The sequence below is a fragment of the Sphingopyxis sp. LC81 genome (assembly GCF_000756375.1).
Taxonomy (GTDB): domain Bacteria; phylum Pseudomonadota; class Alphaproteobacteria; order Sphingomonadales; family Sphingomonadaceae; genus Sphingopyxis.
In genome coordinates, this window is the sequence record NZ_JNFD01000006.1 from 95436 (window position 1) to 114038 (window position 18603).

Annotated in this window: 10 protein-coding genes and 1 pseudogene; 8 read left to right on the plus strand and 3 right to left on the minus strand. The window is 62.0% G+C overall.

Going from position 1 to position 18603, the window contains the following annotated elements; genetic code table 11:
* Positions 1-8 precede the first annotated feature (8 nt).
* The 7 genes and pseudogenes from FG91_RS03930 to FG91_RS03960 all read left to right on the plus strand — a co-directional run bounded on the left by FG91_RS03930 (position 9) and on the right by FG91_RS03960 (position 12423).
* On the plus strand, positions 9-893 hold the full coding sequence (locus FG91_RS03930; protein WP_081940404.1) for a dioxygenase family protein: 885 nt from the start codon (positions 9-11) through the stop codon (positions 891-893).
* A gap of 8 nt (positions 894-901) precedes the next feature.
* A complete protein-coding gene (locus FG91_RS03935; protein WP_037512235.1) occupies positions 902-1660 on the plus strand; it encodes an SDR family NAD(P)-dependent oxidoreductase in 759 nt (252 codons plus the stop codon).
* A gap of 12 nt (positions 1661-1672) precedes the next feature.
* Positions 1673-2605: a 3-keto-5-aminohexanoate cleavage protein gene (locus tag FG91_RS03940; RefSeq protein WP_052187280.1), complete on the plus strand. Its 933-nt coding sequence runs from the start codon at positions 1673-1675 to the stop codon at positions 2603-2605.
* Positions 2606-2615: 10 nt separating this feature from the next.
* Entirely contained in the window at positions 2616-4856 is a 2241-nt protein-coding gene (locus FG91_RS03945) for a TonB-dependent receptor (RefSeq protein ID WP_052187281.1), read from the plus strand.
* Between the two features lie 64 nt (positions 4857-4920).
* Complete coding sequence (locus FG91_RS03950; RefSeq protein WP_037512237.1) at positions 4921-7914, plus strand: amidohydrolase family protein; 2994 nt, start codon at positions 4921-4923, stop codon at positions 7912-7914.
* Between the two features lie 10 nt (positions 7915-7924).
* On the plus strand, positions 7925-10951 hold the full coding sequence (locus tag FG91_RS03955) for an amidohydrolase family protein (protein ID WP_052187282.1): 3027 nt from the start codon (positions 7925-7927) through the stop codon (positions 10949-10951).
* A gap of 125 nt (positions 10952-11076) precedes the next feature.
* Positions 11077-12423 (plus strand): annotated as a pseudogene (locus tag FG91_RS03960) (dicarboxylate/amino acid:cation symporter).
* 396 nt (positions 12424-12819) lie between these two features.
* On the opposite strand, the gene FG91_RS03965 reads toward FG91_RS03960, so the two are convergent.
* Together FG91_RS03965 and FG91_RS03970 are read right to left on the minus strand one after the other, a co-directional pair.
* Positions 12820-14010 carry a lipid-transfer protein gene (locus FG91_RS03965; RefSeq protein ID WP_037512239.1) on the minus strand — a complete coding sequence of 397 codons (1191 nt, stop codon included), beginning with the start codon at positions 14008-14010 and terminating at the stop codon, positions 12820-12822.
* 134 nt (positions 14011-14144) lie between these two features.
* A complete protein-coding gene (locus tag FG91_RS03970) occupies positions 14145-15038 on the minus strand; it encodes a LysR family transcriptional regulator (protein WP_037512342.1) in 894 nt (297 codons plus the stop codon).
* 93 nt (positions 15039-15131) lie between these two features.
* Between FG91_RS03970 and FG91_RS03975 the strand changes: the two genes are divergently transcribed.
* A complete protein-coding gene (locus tag FG91_RS03975) occupies positions 15132-16274 on the plus strand; it encodes a CaiB/BaiF CoA transferase family protein (RefSeq protein WP_037512242.1) in 1143 nt (380 codons plus the stop codon).
* A 54-nt stretch (positions 16275-16328) separates the two neighbouring features.
* On the opposite strand, the gene FG91_RS03980 is transcribed toward FG91_RS03975, so the two are convergent.
* Complete coding sequence (locus FG91_RS03980) at positions 16329-18482, minus strand: TonB-dependent receptor (protein WP_037512245.1); 2154 nt, start codon at positions 18480-18482, stop codon at positions 16329-16331.
* Positions 18483-18603: the final 121 nt, after the last annotated feature.

Genomic DNA, 18603 nt, shown 5'->3' on the forward strand with positions numbered 1-18603 from the left:
GTTGCGACATGCTCGACTCGACGACGCTGGACCGCGAAGCGGACGAAGCCGGTATGATCACGGAGGCCGTCGTCGCATCCTTTTCCCAGACGGGCGATGCGCGTCTTCGCGAAGTGTGCGAGGCGTTGACGCGGCATCTGCATGCCGCCGTGCGCGAGACCGGGTTGACGCGCGAAGAGCTGGATACGGGCATCGCGTTCATCAATGCGGTGGGGCAGGCGACGACTTCGACGCATAATGAAGCAATCCTGCTCGCCGATGTTTTCGGGCTGACGACGCTCGCGTGTCACAATGACGAAGCCTGGGAAGGCGACGAAGCTTTGCTTGGCCCGTTCTGGCGGATGCATTCGCCGCTGACACCCAATGGCGGCTCGATCATCCGCTCGGCGACGCCGGGCCGTCCGCTCGAAGTCGCCGGCCATATCGTCGATCGCGCGGGGCAGGGGATAGCCGGGGTCGAGGTCGATGTGTGGCAGGCGTCGCCCTGCGGACTCTATGAAAATCAAGATGATACGCAGAGCGAAATGAATTTGCGCGGCAAGTTCATTACCGATGCGGATGGGCGGTTCGGCTTCGAAACGGTGATGCCGGCGGGCTATCCGGTGCCGACGCACGGGCCGGTCGGCGGCTTGCTTGCTCATCAGCAGCGCCATCCTTTCCGGCCGGCGCACATCCATTTTCTGGCGTGGAAAGACGGGTATCGGACGCTGATCACCCAGATATTCGTCCAGGATGACGAGCATCTGACGAGCGATGTCGTGTTCGGCGTCAGTGACAAGCTAGTCGGCACCTATGCGCGCAGCGATACGGACGGCGAGGCGGCTTACCGGCTCGAGCGGACCTTCACGATGCGGGAAGGGGAAACGCACTTGCCGCATCCCCCGATCGCGTGAGGAGCAGCATGATGCCCCAGTCCCTGACAGGAAAGACGGCGCTGATTTTCGGCGGCACCGGCGCGATCGGTGCGGCAAGCGCGCGCGCCCTCGCCACTGCGGGAGCGCGGATCATCATCGTCTACCGCCACAGTGCGGCGGGCGTCGAGAGCGCGGGGGAACTGCTTGCATCGCTTGACGGCACTGGCCATCGGGCCTGTCCCGCGGACATTTCCGACACCGCTTCGATCGAGCAATTGCGAGACAATCTTGCAATCGATTGTGCTGTTTTGGATATATTGGTCAATGCCGCGGGCTTTACCCAGCCTGTCGCCCACGCCGACCTCGACGCGCTCGACGATGCGCTGATCGACGAGATTTTCCGCGTTAACTGGCGGGGTCAGTTTGCGGCGATCCGGACCTTCGCGCCGATGCTCAAGGCGTCGAAAAACGGGCTGATCGTTTCGCTATCGTCGATCGCCGGATTTACCGGCGTCGGTTCGAATATCGCCTATTGCGCCGCCAAGGCGGGCATCGACGTGATGACGAAGGCTCTGGCGCGCGCGCTGGCACCCGAAGTGCGTGTGCTCGCCGTCTCTCCCGGTGTGGTCGACAGCGATTTCGTGCCGGGCCGCAGCGCCGACTTCAATGCGCGCGTCGAGGCCAGCATTCCGCTGCGGCGGATCGCCACCGCCGACGATGTGGCCGATGCGGTGCTCGCCTGCGCCACCCACCTTCGCTATTCGACCGGGCACATCGTCCAGATCGATGGCGGCCGAGCACTCTGAAGGGCTGCGGCGATGTTTCCGATCACCGACCCGATCATCCTCACCTGCGCCGTTACCGGCAATCTCACCACGCGCGAGCAGACGCCGCATCTGCCGGTTACGCCCGCCGAAATCGCGAATTCCGCAATTGAAGCTGGCGATGCCGGGGCTGCGGTCGTGCATCTCCATGTGCGCGATCCCGAAACCGGCGCGCCTTCGATGGAAATTGCGCATTACCGCGAGGTAATCGAGCGCATCCGCGACGCCCGGCCCGAACTGGTGCTCAATATCACCACCGGCCCCGGCGGGCGTTTTGTGCCTTCACGCGACGATCCGAAGATTGCGGCGGCGGGAACCACCTTGCTCGCTCCCGAAGCCCGCGTCGAACATATCGCGTTGCTGCGGCCGGACATCTGCACGCTCGACCTGAACACCATGAACTCGGGCGCGGCGGTCGTCATCAATACGCCCGACAATGTAAGGCGCATGGCCGCAGTCATCCGCGAGGCAGGGGTCAAGCCGGAGATCGAATTGTTCGACTCGGGCGACATCGCCTTGCTCCACGATCTCATCAAGGACGGCACGCTCGATACTGCGCCGCTCTGCTCGATCGTGACCGGCGTACGCTACGGATTCCAGGCAAGCGCGGCGACGGCGCTCTATGCGTCGGGCCTGCTGCCGGCCGGGTCGACCTGGGCGGCCTTTGGTATCGGCCGGGCGGCCTTTCCGATGGTCGCGCAGTCCGTGCTCGCCGGCGGACATGCCCGCGTCGGCCTCGAAGATACCGTCTACCTCGATCGCGGCGTTCTGGCGCCGTCGAATGCTGCTCTCGTCATGAAGGCGCGGCGCGTCATCGAGGATCTCGGAGGGCAGCTTGCCGATGCGGCCGCGGCGCGCCGGCTTCTGGCACTCGATCACACCACGCGCCGATCGGCGGATGGTCAAAAGATAAAAGCTCAGGGATAGGAGAATAATCATGGGGACTCGTAGCAATCTTACTTTCGCGCTTCTCGCCGCGTCGTCGGCGCTGGCTTTTCCGGCATTCGCCCAGACACCGACCGCGCCCGCGGGTTCCGCAGCGGAGAATGGGTCATCGGCCGCATCCGAGCCCGGCGGTCTCGAGGAGATCGTCGTTACCGCGCAGAAGCGGAGCGAGAACCTGCAGACTGTCCCGCTGTCGTTGACCGCCTTTTCGGGCGATACGCTCGAGAAGTCGGCAGTCACGAGCATCGCCGAGCTTGCCGCGCGCACTCCGAATGTGAGCTATGACACCTTCTCGCCGGGTCAGCCGCGCTATTTCATCCGCGGCATCGGCGGCACCGCCAGCGGTTCGGCCCGCGACGGGGCGATCGGCATCTTTGTCGACGATGTCTATATGGGTCGACCCGCGATGACGGGCACCGATTTCGTAGACTTGGCGCGCGTCGAAGTGCTGCGCGGTCCGCAGGGCACATTGTTCGGCCGCAATGTCGTCGGCGGGGCGATTTCCTATTTTACCCTCAAGCCCGACGACGAGTTTCGTGCGCAGGCCGCGCTTACGCTCGGCAATTATCGCAGGATCGATGGCAATTTCCTGGTCAGCGGGCCGATTTCGGACACGCTGTCAGCGAAGGTCGCGGTTTCGTCGCGCAATCATAATGGTTACGCATTCAACGAGACAACGGGCAAGGATATCGAAGACGAACAGTCGATTGTGGCGCGCGGTGCGCTGCGCTTTCAGCCCAACAGCGATGTCGATATCCAGCTCAATGCCGATATCTCGCGGCTTCGGGCGACCGGCAACTGGTGGCACCTGCTGCGCGAAGGCCCGAACTCCATTGGAAAGTCGAACGCCGATCCGCGCCGCGGCCGCAACCATACCGACGACGGCTTCAGCGACGTTGATAATGGCGGCGTCAGCCTCAATGCACGGTTCCAGACGGGCATCGGCGAGATCGCTTCGATAACCGCCTATCGCGAATCGACCTCGTCGACCCGCGCCAATACGACAGGGTTGTTCGTCGCGCCGCTGACCGATCCGAACCGCGGCCAGTTCCATCACACGCTGTTCATCCAGCAAAGCGACGTCGATTCGAGCCAATTCTCGCAGGAACTGCGCCTCGCCTCGGAAATCGGATCCGATATCAGCACTGTGATCGGCCTCTTCTATTTTCACGAAAATGTGAAATCGACCGACATTACCGATTATCGCTTCGTTAGCCGCAATAGCGAGGGCCGCCGCCGTTTCGACGGGCGTAACAAGACCGATTCCTATGCCGCATTCGCCAACATTGCATGGGACGTGACCGACGAACTCAAACTGCGCGCCGGTCTGCGCTGGAGCCTCGACAAGAAGGATCATGTCGCCGTCGCCGGGGGCAATAATTTCGTGCCCTATCGGGACGGCGGCGTCATCGTTCCGGGCTTCACGGCTCCGGGCAAGGACTCATGGGACGCCTTCACGCCCTCGCTCTCGATCAACTATCAGGCGACCCCGACCAAATTCTTCTACGCGTCGCTCTCGCGCGGGTTCAAGAGCGGCGGCTTCAGCGATACCGAGATCGAAAAGCTGAGCGCGATGACGGCGTTCGATCCCGAATTCGCGTGGAACTATGAGGTCGGCATGAAGACCGAATGGTTCGACCGCCGCCTGCGCTTCAATGCGTCATTGTTCTACACCGACTATACCGATCTGCAGGTCACCGTGATCCGTATCGTCGATCCGGCCTTTCCGCCGTTCGGGACGACCGGCAACGCCGGCAAGGTCGTGATCAAGGGGGCCGAGCTGGAGGTGAATGCCATTCCGGTCGACGGATGGAATATCTACGGCAACTACGCCTACACCGATTCCAATATCAAGGAACTGGTCGTCGGCACGGCCGATCTGGCGGGCAATCGCCTCGGCCGTTCGCCCAAGCACAAATTCTTCGTCGGAACCTCCTATGAGACCGAAATCGGGGGCGGATACAAGGCGGCGGCGCGCGTCGAATATACCTATAGCTCGTCCTTCTTCAGCTCTATCAACAACACGCCGGTCGAACTGATCGACGGACAGCGCAGTCTCGATCTGGGACTGACGCTCACCACCCCCGACGACAAATGGTCGGTCGATTTCTGGGGCAAGAACATGACCGACCGCCTCAACATCAACACGATTACGGAAGTGCCGCTGCGCGACGGCTACGCGTCGTTCCTGCCGCCGCGCACTTTCGGAGCGACATTGCGCTTCCGCTATTGAGCACTACGGACGGGGCCGGATCCATTGGGGTCCGGCCCCTAAATGTTGGGTTGGAGGACGATAAATGAAAAAATGGGCCGCGCTGTTGTTGGGCATGAGTTCGTTGGCTGCACCGCCGGCGCTGGCCGAAACCCGGACTTTCACCGTCGATGAAGGAACCAACTTTGCCGCGGCGCTCTCGCCCGACGGCAAGAGAATCGTCATCGACCTTCAGGGCGAACTCCGTATCCTGCCCGCCAAGGGCGGCGCGGCATCCTATCTGGTCGAACTGCCCGACGAGGCGCGTCTGCCCGCTTGGTCGCCCGACGGCCAATGGATAGCGTTTCAGCATTTCTCGGCCGGACATTGGCGCATCTTCATCGTCGCGCGCGACGGCACCGGTCTGCGCCAGCTCACCCAAGGCATGTCCGACGACCGCGAACCGGCCTGGTCCGCCGACGGCAAGACGATATTCTTCAGTTCCGACCGCGCGGGCAATTTCGATGTCTGGAAGGTCGGGCTCGATAGCAGCGCCCCGGAGCAGTTGACGAAGTCTCAGGCGGAAGAATATTTTCCCGCCGTCGCCCGCGATGGACGTCTGGCCTTCGTCTCCGCCAGTCAGGACGATCGCAACCTGGTGGTGCGCGAGAGCGGGAAGGACCGCATCCTCCTGTCATCGAAGAATGAGCTGGTTGGCCCGGTCTGGAATGCCGACGGAAGCCGGCTTGCATATGTCGAATATCGCGAGGTCAACGAAGGCCGCGACGCGGGGATGAGTGCGCTCAACATCGTCGATCCGGCGACCGGCACGATCATGCGCCAAAGCGGCGAGCGCGAGGATGTCTTTACCGGGCGGCCCCAATGGCGCGCGGACGGCGGGCTGCTTTACGCCGCCGACGGCAAGATCCGCACACGCCGCGGCGCGAAGGCGAAGGATATTTCCTTCGCTGCGCGCTTCGAGGTCGCGCGTCCCGAACCCTATCGCTTCAAACGTCAGGACTTCCTGTCGTCGGCGCCGCAGACGGCAAAGGGCATCATGTCCCCGGTCGTTTCGCCGGACGGCCGCAAGATTGCCTTCGTCGCGCTGGGCGACATCTGGCTGTTGACGATCGGCAAGGCGCAGCCCGAGCGGCTCACCGATGATCCATGGGTCGACATCGATCCGACGTGGTCGCCCGACGGATCGAAGCTTGCCTTCGCGTCGGACCGCCGCGGCAACGGCATCATGGACATCTATGTGCGTGATATGAAGACCGGCCGCGAAGAACGTGCAACCGAAACCAAAGAAAACCTGACCGCGCCGGCTTTTTCGCCCGACGGCAAAAGCATTGCAGTCACCATGCTCGACCATGGCGACTGGCACGCCAACACGCTCCATGTCCTCGACTTGGGAACGCGCCAGCTGCGCAAGCTCGATGAGGCGCAGTTCAAGCCCAGCCCGCCGCGCTGGCTTCCCGATGGCAGCGCGATTGCCTCGGTGGCGCTCGACTATATTTCCAAACGGTATCGCAAGGGGCTCAACGAAGTCCGTCTTGTCCCGCTGGACGGTTCGCCGCCGCATTTTGTCAGCCCCACCCCGGGTGTCGCGCTTGGCATCCGTTCGGCCAACGGCATCAGCTGGTCGCCCGACGGCCGGCAGGCCGCCTTCGTAGAGGATGGCGCGCTTTGGTCTGTCATGACGACCCGCGATGGCAAGTTCAACGGCACGCCGCGCCGGCTGACCAGTGACATTGCGGATTATCCGAGCTGGACCGCCGATTCCAAAGCGATCATTTTTACATCGGTCGACAAGCTGAAGCGGCTCAACATCGACGATGGTTCGATCGATGACATCCCGCTGACGCTGGACTGGACCCCGCATCGTTCGAAGGGGCGCAAGGTGATCCGCGCTGGCCGGCTGTTCGACGCGCGTTCGCTCGACTATCGCACCAACGTCGACATCCTTGTCGAAAACAATGTCATCAAGGAGATCGTCCCGCGGCGCGCCGACTGGGGCGGCGTCGAGATCGTCGACGCTTCCGACAAGACCGTGATCCCCGGACTGTTCGAAAATCACATCCACAATTTCATCATCAACGGCGAGATTACCGGGCGCGTCGCGCTGTCCTATGGCGTCACGTCGATCCGCGAGCCGGGCACCGAACCGAGCGAAGGGCGTGAGTCAAAGGAAGCCTGGGCGAGCGGGCGCCGTATCGGGCCGCGACTGTTCACCACCGGACTGATCGAGGGCGGACGGGTCTATTACCCCATGTCCTTCCCGGTGCGTTCCCCCGCGGCGCTCGAACTGGAACTCGATCGCGCCGCGCGTTTCGATGTCGACTTCATCAAGGCCTATGAGCAACTCGACGCCCCCTTCCTCAAGCGAACAATCGAGTTTGCGCACAAGCTGGGTATCCCTGTCACCTCGCACGACGCCTATCCGGCGGCGCGTTTCGGTGCCGATGCCGTTGAGCATCTGACGGCGCGCGATCGCGCTTCGATCGGCGATCGGCAGTCGGCGCTCGGCAACATCTATCAGGACGTCGCGCAAATTTATGCGCAGTCGGGGATGGCCGTTGTGCCCACCGCGATCGGCGGTTCAATGCGCACGGGCGGCTATTATCTGCAGCAAGCGGGCCGGTCGATGATCGACCTGCCGCAAATGAAACTGCTGCCTGAGCGTTTTCGTAACTCGCGCCAGATTGCCGGCGCCGTCGTCCCGGGCAAGTCTACCTTCGACGCCAGGCTGCTGGCCGAATCCACCGGGCCGCTGCGTACGCTGATCGCCGCCGGCGTTCCCATCCCGACCGGGACCGACACCGCCTTTTACAATATCGGTTTCGGCATTTTTGGCGAAATGTTCTATTATGTCGAGGCTGGTATGACGCCCGCGCAAGCGATCCAGCAGGCGACGATTGAATCCGCCCGCCTCAACCATGTCGAGGATCTGTTAGGCACGATCGAACCGGGCAAGCTTGCCGACATGGTGATCCTGTCGGGCGATCCGCTTGCCCGCATCACCGACCTCGTTAACGTCTCCGCCGTCGTTAAGGACGGCGAAGTCTACACCCTCGACCGGCTTCTCGCCGGACCCCGCTGAGAGGCCGACCATGCGCTCTATGCTCAAATTGCTGATTCCCAGCCTGATCGCACTTGCCGCGGGCACCGCGTCGGCGCGCGAGGTGTCGTTCGAAGTGGGGGAGGGCACCAATTTCGCGGCGGTGCCGTCGCCGGACAAGTCAGCGGTGGCGATCGATCTTCAGGGCCGGATCTGGATCGTACCGTTCAAGGGCGGGACGGCGCGGCCGATCACCCCGCTGATGGACGAGGCACGCTTTGCCGCCTGGTCGCCTGACGGCAAGTGGCTCGCCTTTCAATATTACCAGGACGGTGGCTGGCACATCTGGGTCAGCCGTCCGGACGGCAGCGAACGCCGTCAGCTGACCTTTGGCACCAGCGACGAGCGTGAACCGCACTGGACCGCCGACGGCCGGGCGATCCTGTTCGGATCGGATCGCGGCAACAGCTTCGATATCTGGCGGGTCGATGTCGCAAGCGGCACGATCGACAAGGTTAGCGCCGCGTCGAGCGATCCCGCAAGCGACGAATTTTATCCCGATGCATCGCCCGACGGTCGCAGCATCGCCTATATCGCCGCGGCGGGCCGTGCACAGAGTCTGGTCGTCGAAACCGACGGGCAGGCGCGCAAGCTGCTGACGGTCGAAGGCGACGACCTCGCGTTGCCGCGATGGAGTCCCGACGGCACCCGCATCGTGATCAATCGCTATAATGAGGATCGCGCCGAGAGCTCGCTGCGCATTGTCGATGTCGCGACTGGCGCTGAGACGCGCGCCGACGATCCAAAAGAGGATGTCTTCCCGACCGGCGCTTCATGGCTCGATCGTGACACGCTGTCCTATGCGGCCGACGGTCAGATCAAGACGCGCCGCATCGGCGGCAAGTCATCGGTAATCCCCTTTCGTGCGCGGTTCGACGTGCAATCGCGCGCCGAATATCCCAAGCGCAGCTTCGACCTCGCTTCGACGGGCCCGCGGCCGGTGAAGGGTATCATGCGCCCGCAGGTGTCGCCCGACGGGAAGGCGATATTGTTCACCGCGCTCGGTGACCTTTGGCGGCTCGATATTGGCGAAGCGAAGCCCAAAAAACTCACCGACGACGCCTTTCTCGATGCCGATCCGGCGTGGTCGCGCGATGGACGGCGGATTGCCTATCTGTCCGATCGCCGCGGCGTCGGTACGACCGATCTTTATATTCGCGATGTAGCGACAGGGACGGAGCGCCGGCTGACCCAGACCGAGAATGATCTCATGCAGCCGGCCTGGTCGCCCGATGGCACGAGCATCGCGGTGTTCATGCGCGACGCCAACGACTGGCACGCCGCACGGCTCAACATCGTCGACGTCGCGACGGGCAAGCTGCGCCAGGTTCATGACGGGTTGTTTTTGCCTTCCAGTCCGACCTGGTCGCCCGATGGCAAGTCGATCATGACCCTTGTTCTGCGGGCTCCGGCGAAACGGTTCCGCAAGGGGCATAATGAGTTCATGACGATCGATGTCGCGACTGGTGCGACACGCTTTTCGACGCCCGACAAGAGCCGTTCGATCTCGGCGCGCAGTCAGACCGCGCCGGCCTGGTCGCCCGACGGCAGCAAGATCGCCTACCTTCATCAGGGCGTGCTGTGGAGCGCCGCGGTCGATGCGCAGGGCGATATTGTCGAGGCTCCGGTGCAGCTGTCGCGAGCCTATGCCAGTTACCCGAGCTGGACAGGCGATTCAAAGGCGATCGTCTATCTCGACGGCACGGCGTTCAAGCGCATTTCGCTGGTCGATGGCGCGATCGAGGACATCGCGCTCGATTTGACATGGCAGCGCAAGACCGCGCCGCAGCGCACGGTTATTCGCGCCGGGCGCGTCTTTGACGCGGTCACGGCAGGCTACCGCCGCGATTTCGATATTGTGATCGACGATAACAAGATCAGTGAGATTGTTCCGCGCCGTGCCGATTGGCCGGGCGCGCGCATCATCGATGCGCAGGACAAGACCGTTATTCCCGGCCTGATCCAGACGCATATCCATCATTTTGTCAGCGATGGCGAGACGCCGGGGCGCACCTGGTTGTCTTTCGGCGTCACATCTGTGCGCGAACCGGGCGCCGAGCCCTATGAAGCGCTCGAACGCCGCGAAGCCTGGGCCAGCGGTCGCCGCCTCGGACCGCGCCAATTCTATTCGGTGATCCTCGAGGGCGACCGGCTCTATTACTGGATGAACGTCGGCGTCGGCCCCGACGCGCAGCTGGAGATGGAGCTCCAGCGGGCTCTCGATCTCGATTACGACTTTATCAAGACCTACGAAACGATGACGCACGAGGTGCAGCGTCGCATTGTCGACTTCGGGCATCGTCACGGGCTGATGGTCGCGTCGCACGAACTCTATCCCGCCGCCACCTATGGCGTGGACGCGATCGAGCATATGGGAACGCGCGACCGGATGCAGTTTTCCGATCGCATATCGATGAACAACCGCGCCTATGATGACGTGGTGAAGCTGCTCAGCCTCTCGGGAATGTATATCAGCCCGACGTCGGGCGGGCGGTTGCCGGGGACGAGCTTTACCTACCAGATGCGCAAGCTGCCAAGATTGCTCGACCTGCCACAGGTCAAAGCATTTCCGCCGCGGTACATCGCCGCTTACAAGCGTGCGATGGGCTATTTCGAGAAGGTCCATGGCGACCGTGCGGTGGAGGCTGCGCATGACGAACTCGCAACGCTCAAGAAATTCAGCGATGCGGGGATTGTGATCGGCGCGGGCACCGACGGCGGCACCGTCAGCTACGGTTTTGGCGAGATCGGCGAGATCATGCATTTTGCCGAAGCCTATGGCGCGGACAAGGCGCTGCGTTCCGCGACGATCGAGTCTGCGCGTATCACGGGTGTCGAGAAATATCTGGGCAGCATAGAGGTCGGAAAGCTTGCCGATCTGGTCATCCTTGACGGTGATCCGCTGGCCGACGTCCGCGACTTGTTCAAGGTGAATACCGTGGTGCGCGACGGCGAAGTGCTACCGATCGACCGGCTGCTGGCGGCGCCCGGGCCGGCGAAGGCCGACACAACACCCTAACGCCTGAACAGTTTTTCCTACCGTAGCAGCATTGTCGGATGCGTCCCGTTGCCCGTCGGCAACGGGCGATAATCGCGTGCATAACGCCTTGCCGCGCGTTGTCTTGAATTCATGGAGAATTCCGCATGGCGAGAAATCTGACCTATACCATTCTCGCTGCGCTGGTGCTCGGCGTCATCGTCGGCCTGACGCTGAACAGGGTGTTCGAGGATGGGGGCGGGGCGGGCAGCGAAACGCTGAAGAGCATCGCCTATTATCTCTCAGTCGTGACTGACGTCTTCCTGCGACTGATCAAGATGATCATCGCGCCGCTGGTGTTTGCCACGCTGGTTTCGGGGCTCGCGCATATGGGCGACACGGCTGCACTGGGACGGGTCGGCGGGCGGGCGCTGCTCTGGTTCATCGCCGCGAGCCTCTTGTCGTTGTCGCTGGGTCTTCTTCTCGTCAATCTGTTCGAGCCGGGTGTCGGGTTGAACATACCGACCCCGCCGGCGCACGCCGCAAGCGGGATCGACAAGGCCGCCTTCGATTTCCGGACCTTTGTCTCGCACATCTTTCCCGCGTCGGGCATCGAGGCGATGGCCGAGAATGAGATTCTCCAGATCGTAGTCTTTTCGCTGTTCATCGGTGTCGCGATAACCGCCGTGGGCGAGAAAGCTGCGCCGATCGTCCGCGGCGTCGAGGCGATGGTGCAGGTGACTGGCTATGTGATGCGCTTTGCGCCCTTCGCCGTGTTTGCCGCGGTGGCATCGACGCTGGCCGAGCGTGGCCCTGAGATTCTTGGTAGCCTTGGCTATTTCATGCTCAGTTTCTATATTGCGATCGGCCTTTTATGGTGTTGCCTGATTGCGATCTGCTTTCTGTTTGTCGGCAAGCGAACGGTCCTGCTCGTGCGATATATTCGCGACCCGCTTTTGCTCGCCTTCACCACCGCCTCGTCCGAAGCGGCCTATCCGTGAACGCTTGAGGCGCTCGATCGCTTCGGGGTTCCGCCGCGGATTGCCAGTTTCGTTTTACCGCTTGGCTATTCCTTCAACCTCGACGGATCGATGATCTATATGAGTTTTGCGACGATGTTCATCGCGCAAACTTACGGCATCGACATGACTCTGGGGCAACAGTTGACGATGCTGTTGATCCTTATGATCACTTCAAAGGGCATCGCCGGTGTTCCGCGCGCAAGTCTCGTGGTTATCGCCGGAACACTAAGCTTCTTCGACATTCCCGAGGCCGGGTTGCTTCTGATACTTGCGGTCGACCATTTCCTCGACATCGGGCGCTCGGCCACCAATGTCGTTGGCAACGCCGTGGCTGCGACCGTCATCGCCAAATGGGAGCGCGGCCAGTTCGATAAGGTGGAACCCGCCGATTTCGTGCGTGTGCACGCCCCTTCGGGCGGGGGGCCAGCGCATGACATTGACAGCTTTTGCAAATTTGGCGCGCCTTCGAAGGTCGTAACGAAATCCGACTGAGCGGGGAGGAACAGGCGGACGCAGTTCGAGGTCAAAGAGGCTTGTTTGGGGACGTCGTCGATACCGGCGTTGTCGGCGCCTACCAGCGCTCGGATCGGCTTGAGAAGCGGCGCGGTCTTTTGCAGCAGTGGCAGGCATTCTTATTACAGGATGGGTGAAGTCGGAGCAGATGAAGGTCGGCTTGGCGCCTCAATGACAGTCGTTCAGGCCATGATTGATCTGCGCCAGAAAGCTGTCATTCAACCCGTTCCAGAAGCGCCGATCCGCGCTGCAATGAGTTGCAGGTCGTTCGACAAGCAGAGAATTCTAGGTGTATGAGACGATCGGCCTTCAGCCTGCGAGGCTCAGCATCGACAAGCCTACTTTGTCACGATGCTGAGTCTTCGACCATTTTTCTCAGACCTTTTCGTAGAGCGTGACGACGCATGCTCCGCCGAGGCCGAGATTATGCTGCAGCGCATGACGTAAACCATCGACTTGGCGTGCGTCGGCGGTGCCACGAAGCTGATGGGTCAGTTCATAGCATTGAGCGAGGCCCGTGGCGCCGAGCGGGTGACCCTTCGATAAAAGTCCGCCCGATGGATTGGTGACGACGCGTCCGCCATAGCTGTTGTCGCCATCGGCGATGAATTTCTGGGCTCCGCCTTCGGGGCATAGCCCAAGTCCTTCATAGGTGATGAGCTCATTGTGCGCGAAGCAGTCGTGCAGTTCGACGACGCGGATGTCTTCGGGGCCGACACCGGCGGCCTCATAGACTTGCCGGGCCGCGCGCCCGGTCATGTCGTAACCGACGACCTGCATCATGTCGTTGGCATCGAAGGTCGAGGGCTGGTCCGACACCATCGCCTGCGCTGCGATACGGACGCCGGGCGCGAGGCCGTTACGCTTGGCGAATTCGGGCGAGACGAGAATGGCGGCCGCCGCGCCGCAGGTCGGCGGGCACGCCATCGGGCGAGTCATCACGCCGGGCCAGATCAGCTGTTCGCCGAGCACGTCGGCTTCGCTCATTTCCTTGCGGAAGACCGAAAGCGGATTGTTCACCGCATGGCGGCTCGCCTTCGCGCGGATCTTGGCGAAATCCTCCATCGTCGTGCCATATTTCTGCATGTGCGAAAGGCCAGCACCGCCGAAATATTTGAGCGCGAGGGGGAGTTCGGTATCGACGAGCGCATCGGTTGCGGTGTTGAAGTCGACAAAAGGGCTCGGTCGGTCGGTGAAGGTTGCGCCGAGCGCGCCCGGCGTCATCTGCTCGAAGCCGACCGCGATCGCGCATTCCACCGTGCCGCTCGCGACCGCCTGCCGTGCCAGATAGAGCGCGGTCGAGCCCGTCGAGCAATTATTGTTGACGTTGAACACCGGAATACCGGTCAGCCCGACCTGATAGACGACGCGCTGGCCGCAACAGCTGTCGCCATAGACATAGCCGGCATAAGCCTGTTCCACATCGGCATAGTCGATGCCGCCGTCGGCGAGAGCTAGGCGGATCGCTTGCGATCCCATCTCATCATAGGCGGGACCGGCGCCCGGCTTGGTGAAGGGGACCATGCCCACACCAGCGACAAGGACTTCGCGTTCAGATTTGGCCATTTTCTTCTCTCCGACAGATTCATTGTTCCGTGGAGACGTATCGGATGCACGCCGGCATCGGGTCCAATTCAAAATAGTCCGGAACTATTCATCTATGGAATAATGCTCCGCAACGCGACCGAAGCGGACGCAGCCTAGCCTAGCCTCTCGCGCACTTGGGCGATCATCGCCCTGGTCGCCGGCTTGGCGGGCCAGCGGGCCCGTATGGCGCAGCATAGCGGCGGTCCTTCGAAAAAGTTGGTTTCCCGCAACGCCACGAACCGTTCCTGGAATCGCCGGCTGTTGGCAAATTCGACGGCAACGAAGCCGATGGTATCCGAGGAGGCGACCAGACGCTCGATGAGCGGAAAGAAGTCCATCACATGCAGGCGGTCACCCAAGGCCTGTCCGCTTGCTTCATACATCCGGCGCACCGCGGTTGTGTAGGGTTCGGAGGACGAAGGGACGACGAAATCAAACTGGGTGAGCGTCTCCACCGTTACCGGCCCCATGGCGAGGATTGGATGCTCGCGGCGGACAAACGGTACGGCGTCGAGCACGCCCATTTTCTCGCACTTGAACTGGGCCCAGTTGGCGAACGCGGCGTGCATGCCGAAAGCGACATCGATGTCGCCGCGCGTCAAGAGCTGGACCCCCCGTTCGCTGGACCCTGTCACCATCTCGATGCGAATGCTGGGGCGACGATTCAGCAGTGCGAGGAGCGGCTCTGTCAACATCCACTCGAGCGAGCCCGGGAAGATGCCGATGCGCAAAAGCCCCTTGTACGGATCGGCGCTTCGCTCGGTGTCGCCCACCAATTCGGCGGCATCGGACAGGAGACGCGAGGCGCGATCGATGAAATCGCGACCCTCTTCGGTCAGCAGCGCGCCGCGCGAGGTCCGGTGAAACAAGGGATAGCCAAGCTGTCGCTCGAGATCGGCGACGCTCTTGGTCACCGCCGACTGGGTGACGCCGACATCGTCCGCAGCGCGCGAGAAGGAACCGAGCTTTCCCACCGCCACGGCATGCTTCAATCGGGAATCGAACATATCATTCCTCTCGGGCATGATTCATGATGATAATGAATTAGAACAAAAGCATCGGCTCCGCCAATCTTTCCCTTTTCAACGAGGAGAGGATGTATGGCCGGACCATTGGCTGGACTGCGGATTATCGAGATTGCCGGCATCGGGCCGGGGCCGTTTTGCGGCATGATGCTCGCCGATCATGGCGCGGAGGTGATCCGTATCGAACGGCCGGGCGACGGTCCGGGCTTCGCACCCGGGGTTTCGGATGACATATTGGCGCGCTCGCGGCGGTCGATCATGGTCGATCTCAAATCGCCGGAAGGCGTTGCGATCATTCGCGATCTGTGCCGCGACGCCGATGGTCTGATAGAGGGGTTTCGTCCGGGGGTGATGGAGCGCCTGGGTCTTGGGCCGGACGCCCTGTTGCAGGACAATCCGCGCCTCGTTTACGGCCGGATGACCGGCTGGGGGCAGGAGGGCCCCTACGCACACACCGCAGGGCACGACATCAACTATATCGCGCTCTCGGGCAATCTGCACACCTATGGGCGCGCCGGCCAGAAGCCGACGCCGCCCGCCAATGCCGTCGGCGATTTCGGCGGCGGCGGGATGATGCTCGCTTTCGGAATGGTGAGTGCGATCCTTCATGCCCGGCAAAGCGGCCAGGGCCAGGCAATCGACTGCGCGATGGTCGATGGCGCCGCGGTGCTGGCGAGCATGATCTGGTCCTTCTATGGAAATGGTAATTGGCGCGATGAACGCGGCGCCAATCTGCTTGATACGGGGGCTCCGTTTTACGACAGCTATGAAACCGCGGACGGCAAATTCATTGCCATCGGTCCGGTCGAGCCGCAATTTTACCGGGAACTGCTTCGGCTGGTCGAAGCGACGGACCTGCCGTCCAATCATTTCGACGCCAGGACATGGCCGGAGATGGGGGCCAGCCTTGACCAACTGTTCCGGATGCGGACCCGGGAAGAGTGGTGCGCCCTGCTCGAGGGTTCCGATGCCTGTTTCGCGCCGGTGTTGTCGCTGGCCGAGGCACCGCTCCATCCACATAATCAGCAACGCGGCACCTTCCTTCATGTGGATGGCAAGGTCCAGCCCGCTCCGGCACCGCGCTACACCCGGACCATGACCGAAGAGCCCCGGATGTCGCAAGTCGCGGGCGAGGATACCGAAGAAGTGCTCGCCTCGCTTGGCTATGAAGCCGCGGACATCGCCGACCTGCAGGCGCGGGGAATCGTTGGCGGTTAAAAAAAACGAGGCGCGGCCAGAGAGAGGAGAACTGCCGCGCCTCGTTTCGGTGCTTCAGAAGCTGACCGCTACCTCGCCACCGATCACGCGCCCCTTGTTGAGGGGCGAGAAGCTGGCGCCAACCCCGCCAAAGGCGGCCGGAAGCTGTAGATCGGCTCCGATCGTGGCTTCGTTCAGCAGGTTGCGGCCATAGATGGAAAACTTCCAATGCGTGTCCGCCGTCGCCAGCGTCAGGCTCGCGTCGAGCATGTCCGCACCCTGGAGGAAGCCGCGATTATTGTCGGTGAAGGCGGCCTTGTCGCGGTGGTTATAGCTTACCCGCGCGGTCGCGGTGCCGAACGAACCGAGGCGCTGATCGTAGGTGAGGCCGGCGCCATAGGTCCACGGCGACAGGCGGGGCAGTTTGAGCTCGCGATCGACGCCGTCGATCACGCCATCACCGCTGAGGTCGAACTGGACATTGCGGTATTGGCCGTCGACATAACCGACCTGGCCCGACAGCGCGAGGTTCGGGAGGATGAAGAACAGTCCCTCGGCTTCGATCCCCTTGATCGTCGCATCGGCGGTGTTGCGGATTACCTGGCTGGCGCCGAGCGGCCCCGGCAGGACGATCTCGCGCTGCAGATCCTTGATCCGGTTGTAGAAACCCGCAACGTTGATCCGGTTGCGGCCGAACTGCTGCTTCACGCCGAGTTCGAAGCTGTCCTGCACTTCCTGATCGAACGGTCCCGGCGGAACGCCCGGATCGGTGTTGCGCAGATTATAGCCGCCGCTGCGAAAGCCGCGGGTGTAGACGCCATAGACCTGCGTATCGTCGCCCGGTTGCCATTGCAGGCCGATCTTGGGCGTGAAGCCCTTCCATTTGTCGCTGTCGGCGAAGTTGGTCGTGCAGATGGTCGTATCGAGATTGCAGCCATTGGGCCGGAGCGTCGACACTTGCACGGCCTTGCGCTCCCAAGTGTAGCGACCACCGAGGTTCAGCGTCAGCGTCTCGCTCAAATGCCAGTCGGCCGAAGCGAACACACCCCAGGTCGTCTGATCCTGGGCGCCGCCGCCGGAGACGATCTGCCGGCCGCCAAGCAGGGTACGGCGCTCGCCGTAACGAATGTCCTGCGTGAAATAATACAGGCCGGTGGTGACATCGACGGCACCGAATTTTCCGGCATAGCGAAGTTCGTCGCTGAGCTGGCTCTGCGCGATCTCGATGTCGGCATTGAAAAGCGACAGCGGCGTGGCGTCAATGTCGGATGACGCGGAGGATCGATAGCGCCGATAACCCGCGATATTGGTGATGACACCCTCACCAAAGCCGACATCGACATTGGTCTCGACGCTCGCCTGATCCCATTTGTTGTCGTAAAAACCGGGATTGTTGACCGAGAAGTCGAAGCTGTCGCGGCTGAACATCCCATGATTTTGGCCTGCGGGGCCGTCGCCTTTGGTTTCGCCGTGCTCATAGCGAATATCCATGCGGAAATCGTCGCCGCCCCGGATCGATAGGGCGGGGCGGATGATCAGATCCTTCGCCTTGCCAAAGCTCTTGCCGTCGAAGCGATTGCGGAACCAGCCATCGTCGTCGCTGTAATAGACCGCGAGTTTTGCGGCCACGACGTCGTCGACAATCGGCCCCGTCACGACGCCGCTGACGGTCTTTTTGAGGCCGGTCTCGACCGATGCCTTGCCTCTGAACTCGAAATCAAAGCTCGGTCGCGACGTGCGAACGACGACGGCGCCGCCGGTGACATTGCGCCCGAAGAGCAGACCCTGCGGGCCGCGCAGCACTTCCAATCCCTCGAGGTCAAAATTGTCGAACACGACCCCGGCGTTGATGCCGAGATAGACGCCGTCGATGAAGACGCCGACCGTCGGGTCGATCGAGGGGATCGAACTGTTGATGCCAAGCCCGCGGATCGAGAAGTTCGCATAACCCGGCGTGGAACCCACGTCCTCGAGCTGGACGTTGGGAACATCATAGCTCAGGCTTTGCAGGTTCTGAACGAACTTGGCGTCGAGTTGCGCCTCGCCATAGGCGGTCACCGCGATCGGCACATCCTGGACATTTTCGCCATAACCCTTCTTCGTGGCAGTGACGACGATGTCTTCGCTAAGCGCGCTTGTCGCCCGGTCGGACTGCGACGCCGCTTCATTCTGGGCGAATGCCGATCCTGGCCAGAGCAATGCGGAAGCCAGCAACAGATATTTCTTCATGAGATTCCCTCTCCCTCGGATGTTGGTTTTGTTTTCGAGGGAAAGTGTCCTATTCCGTAGGGCAGGCGTCCAATTCAAACCTTTGCCGAGTTATTCCTGCTACTCATAGCATGACGCTACG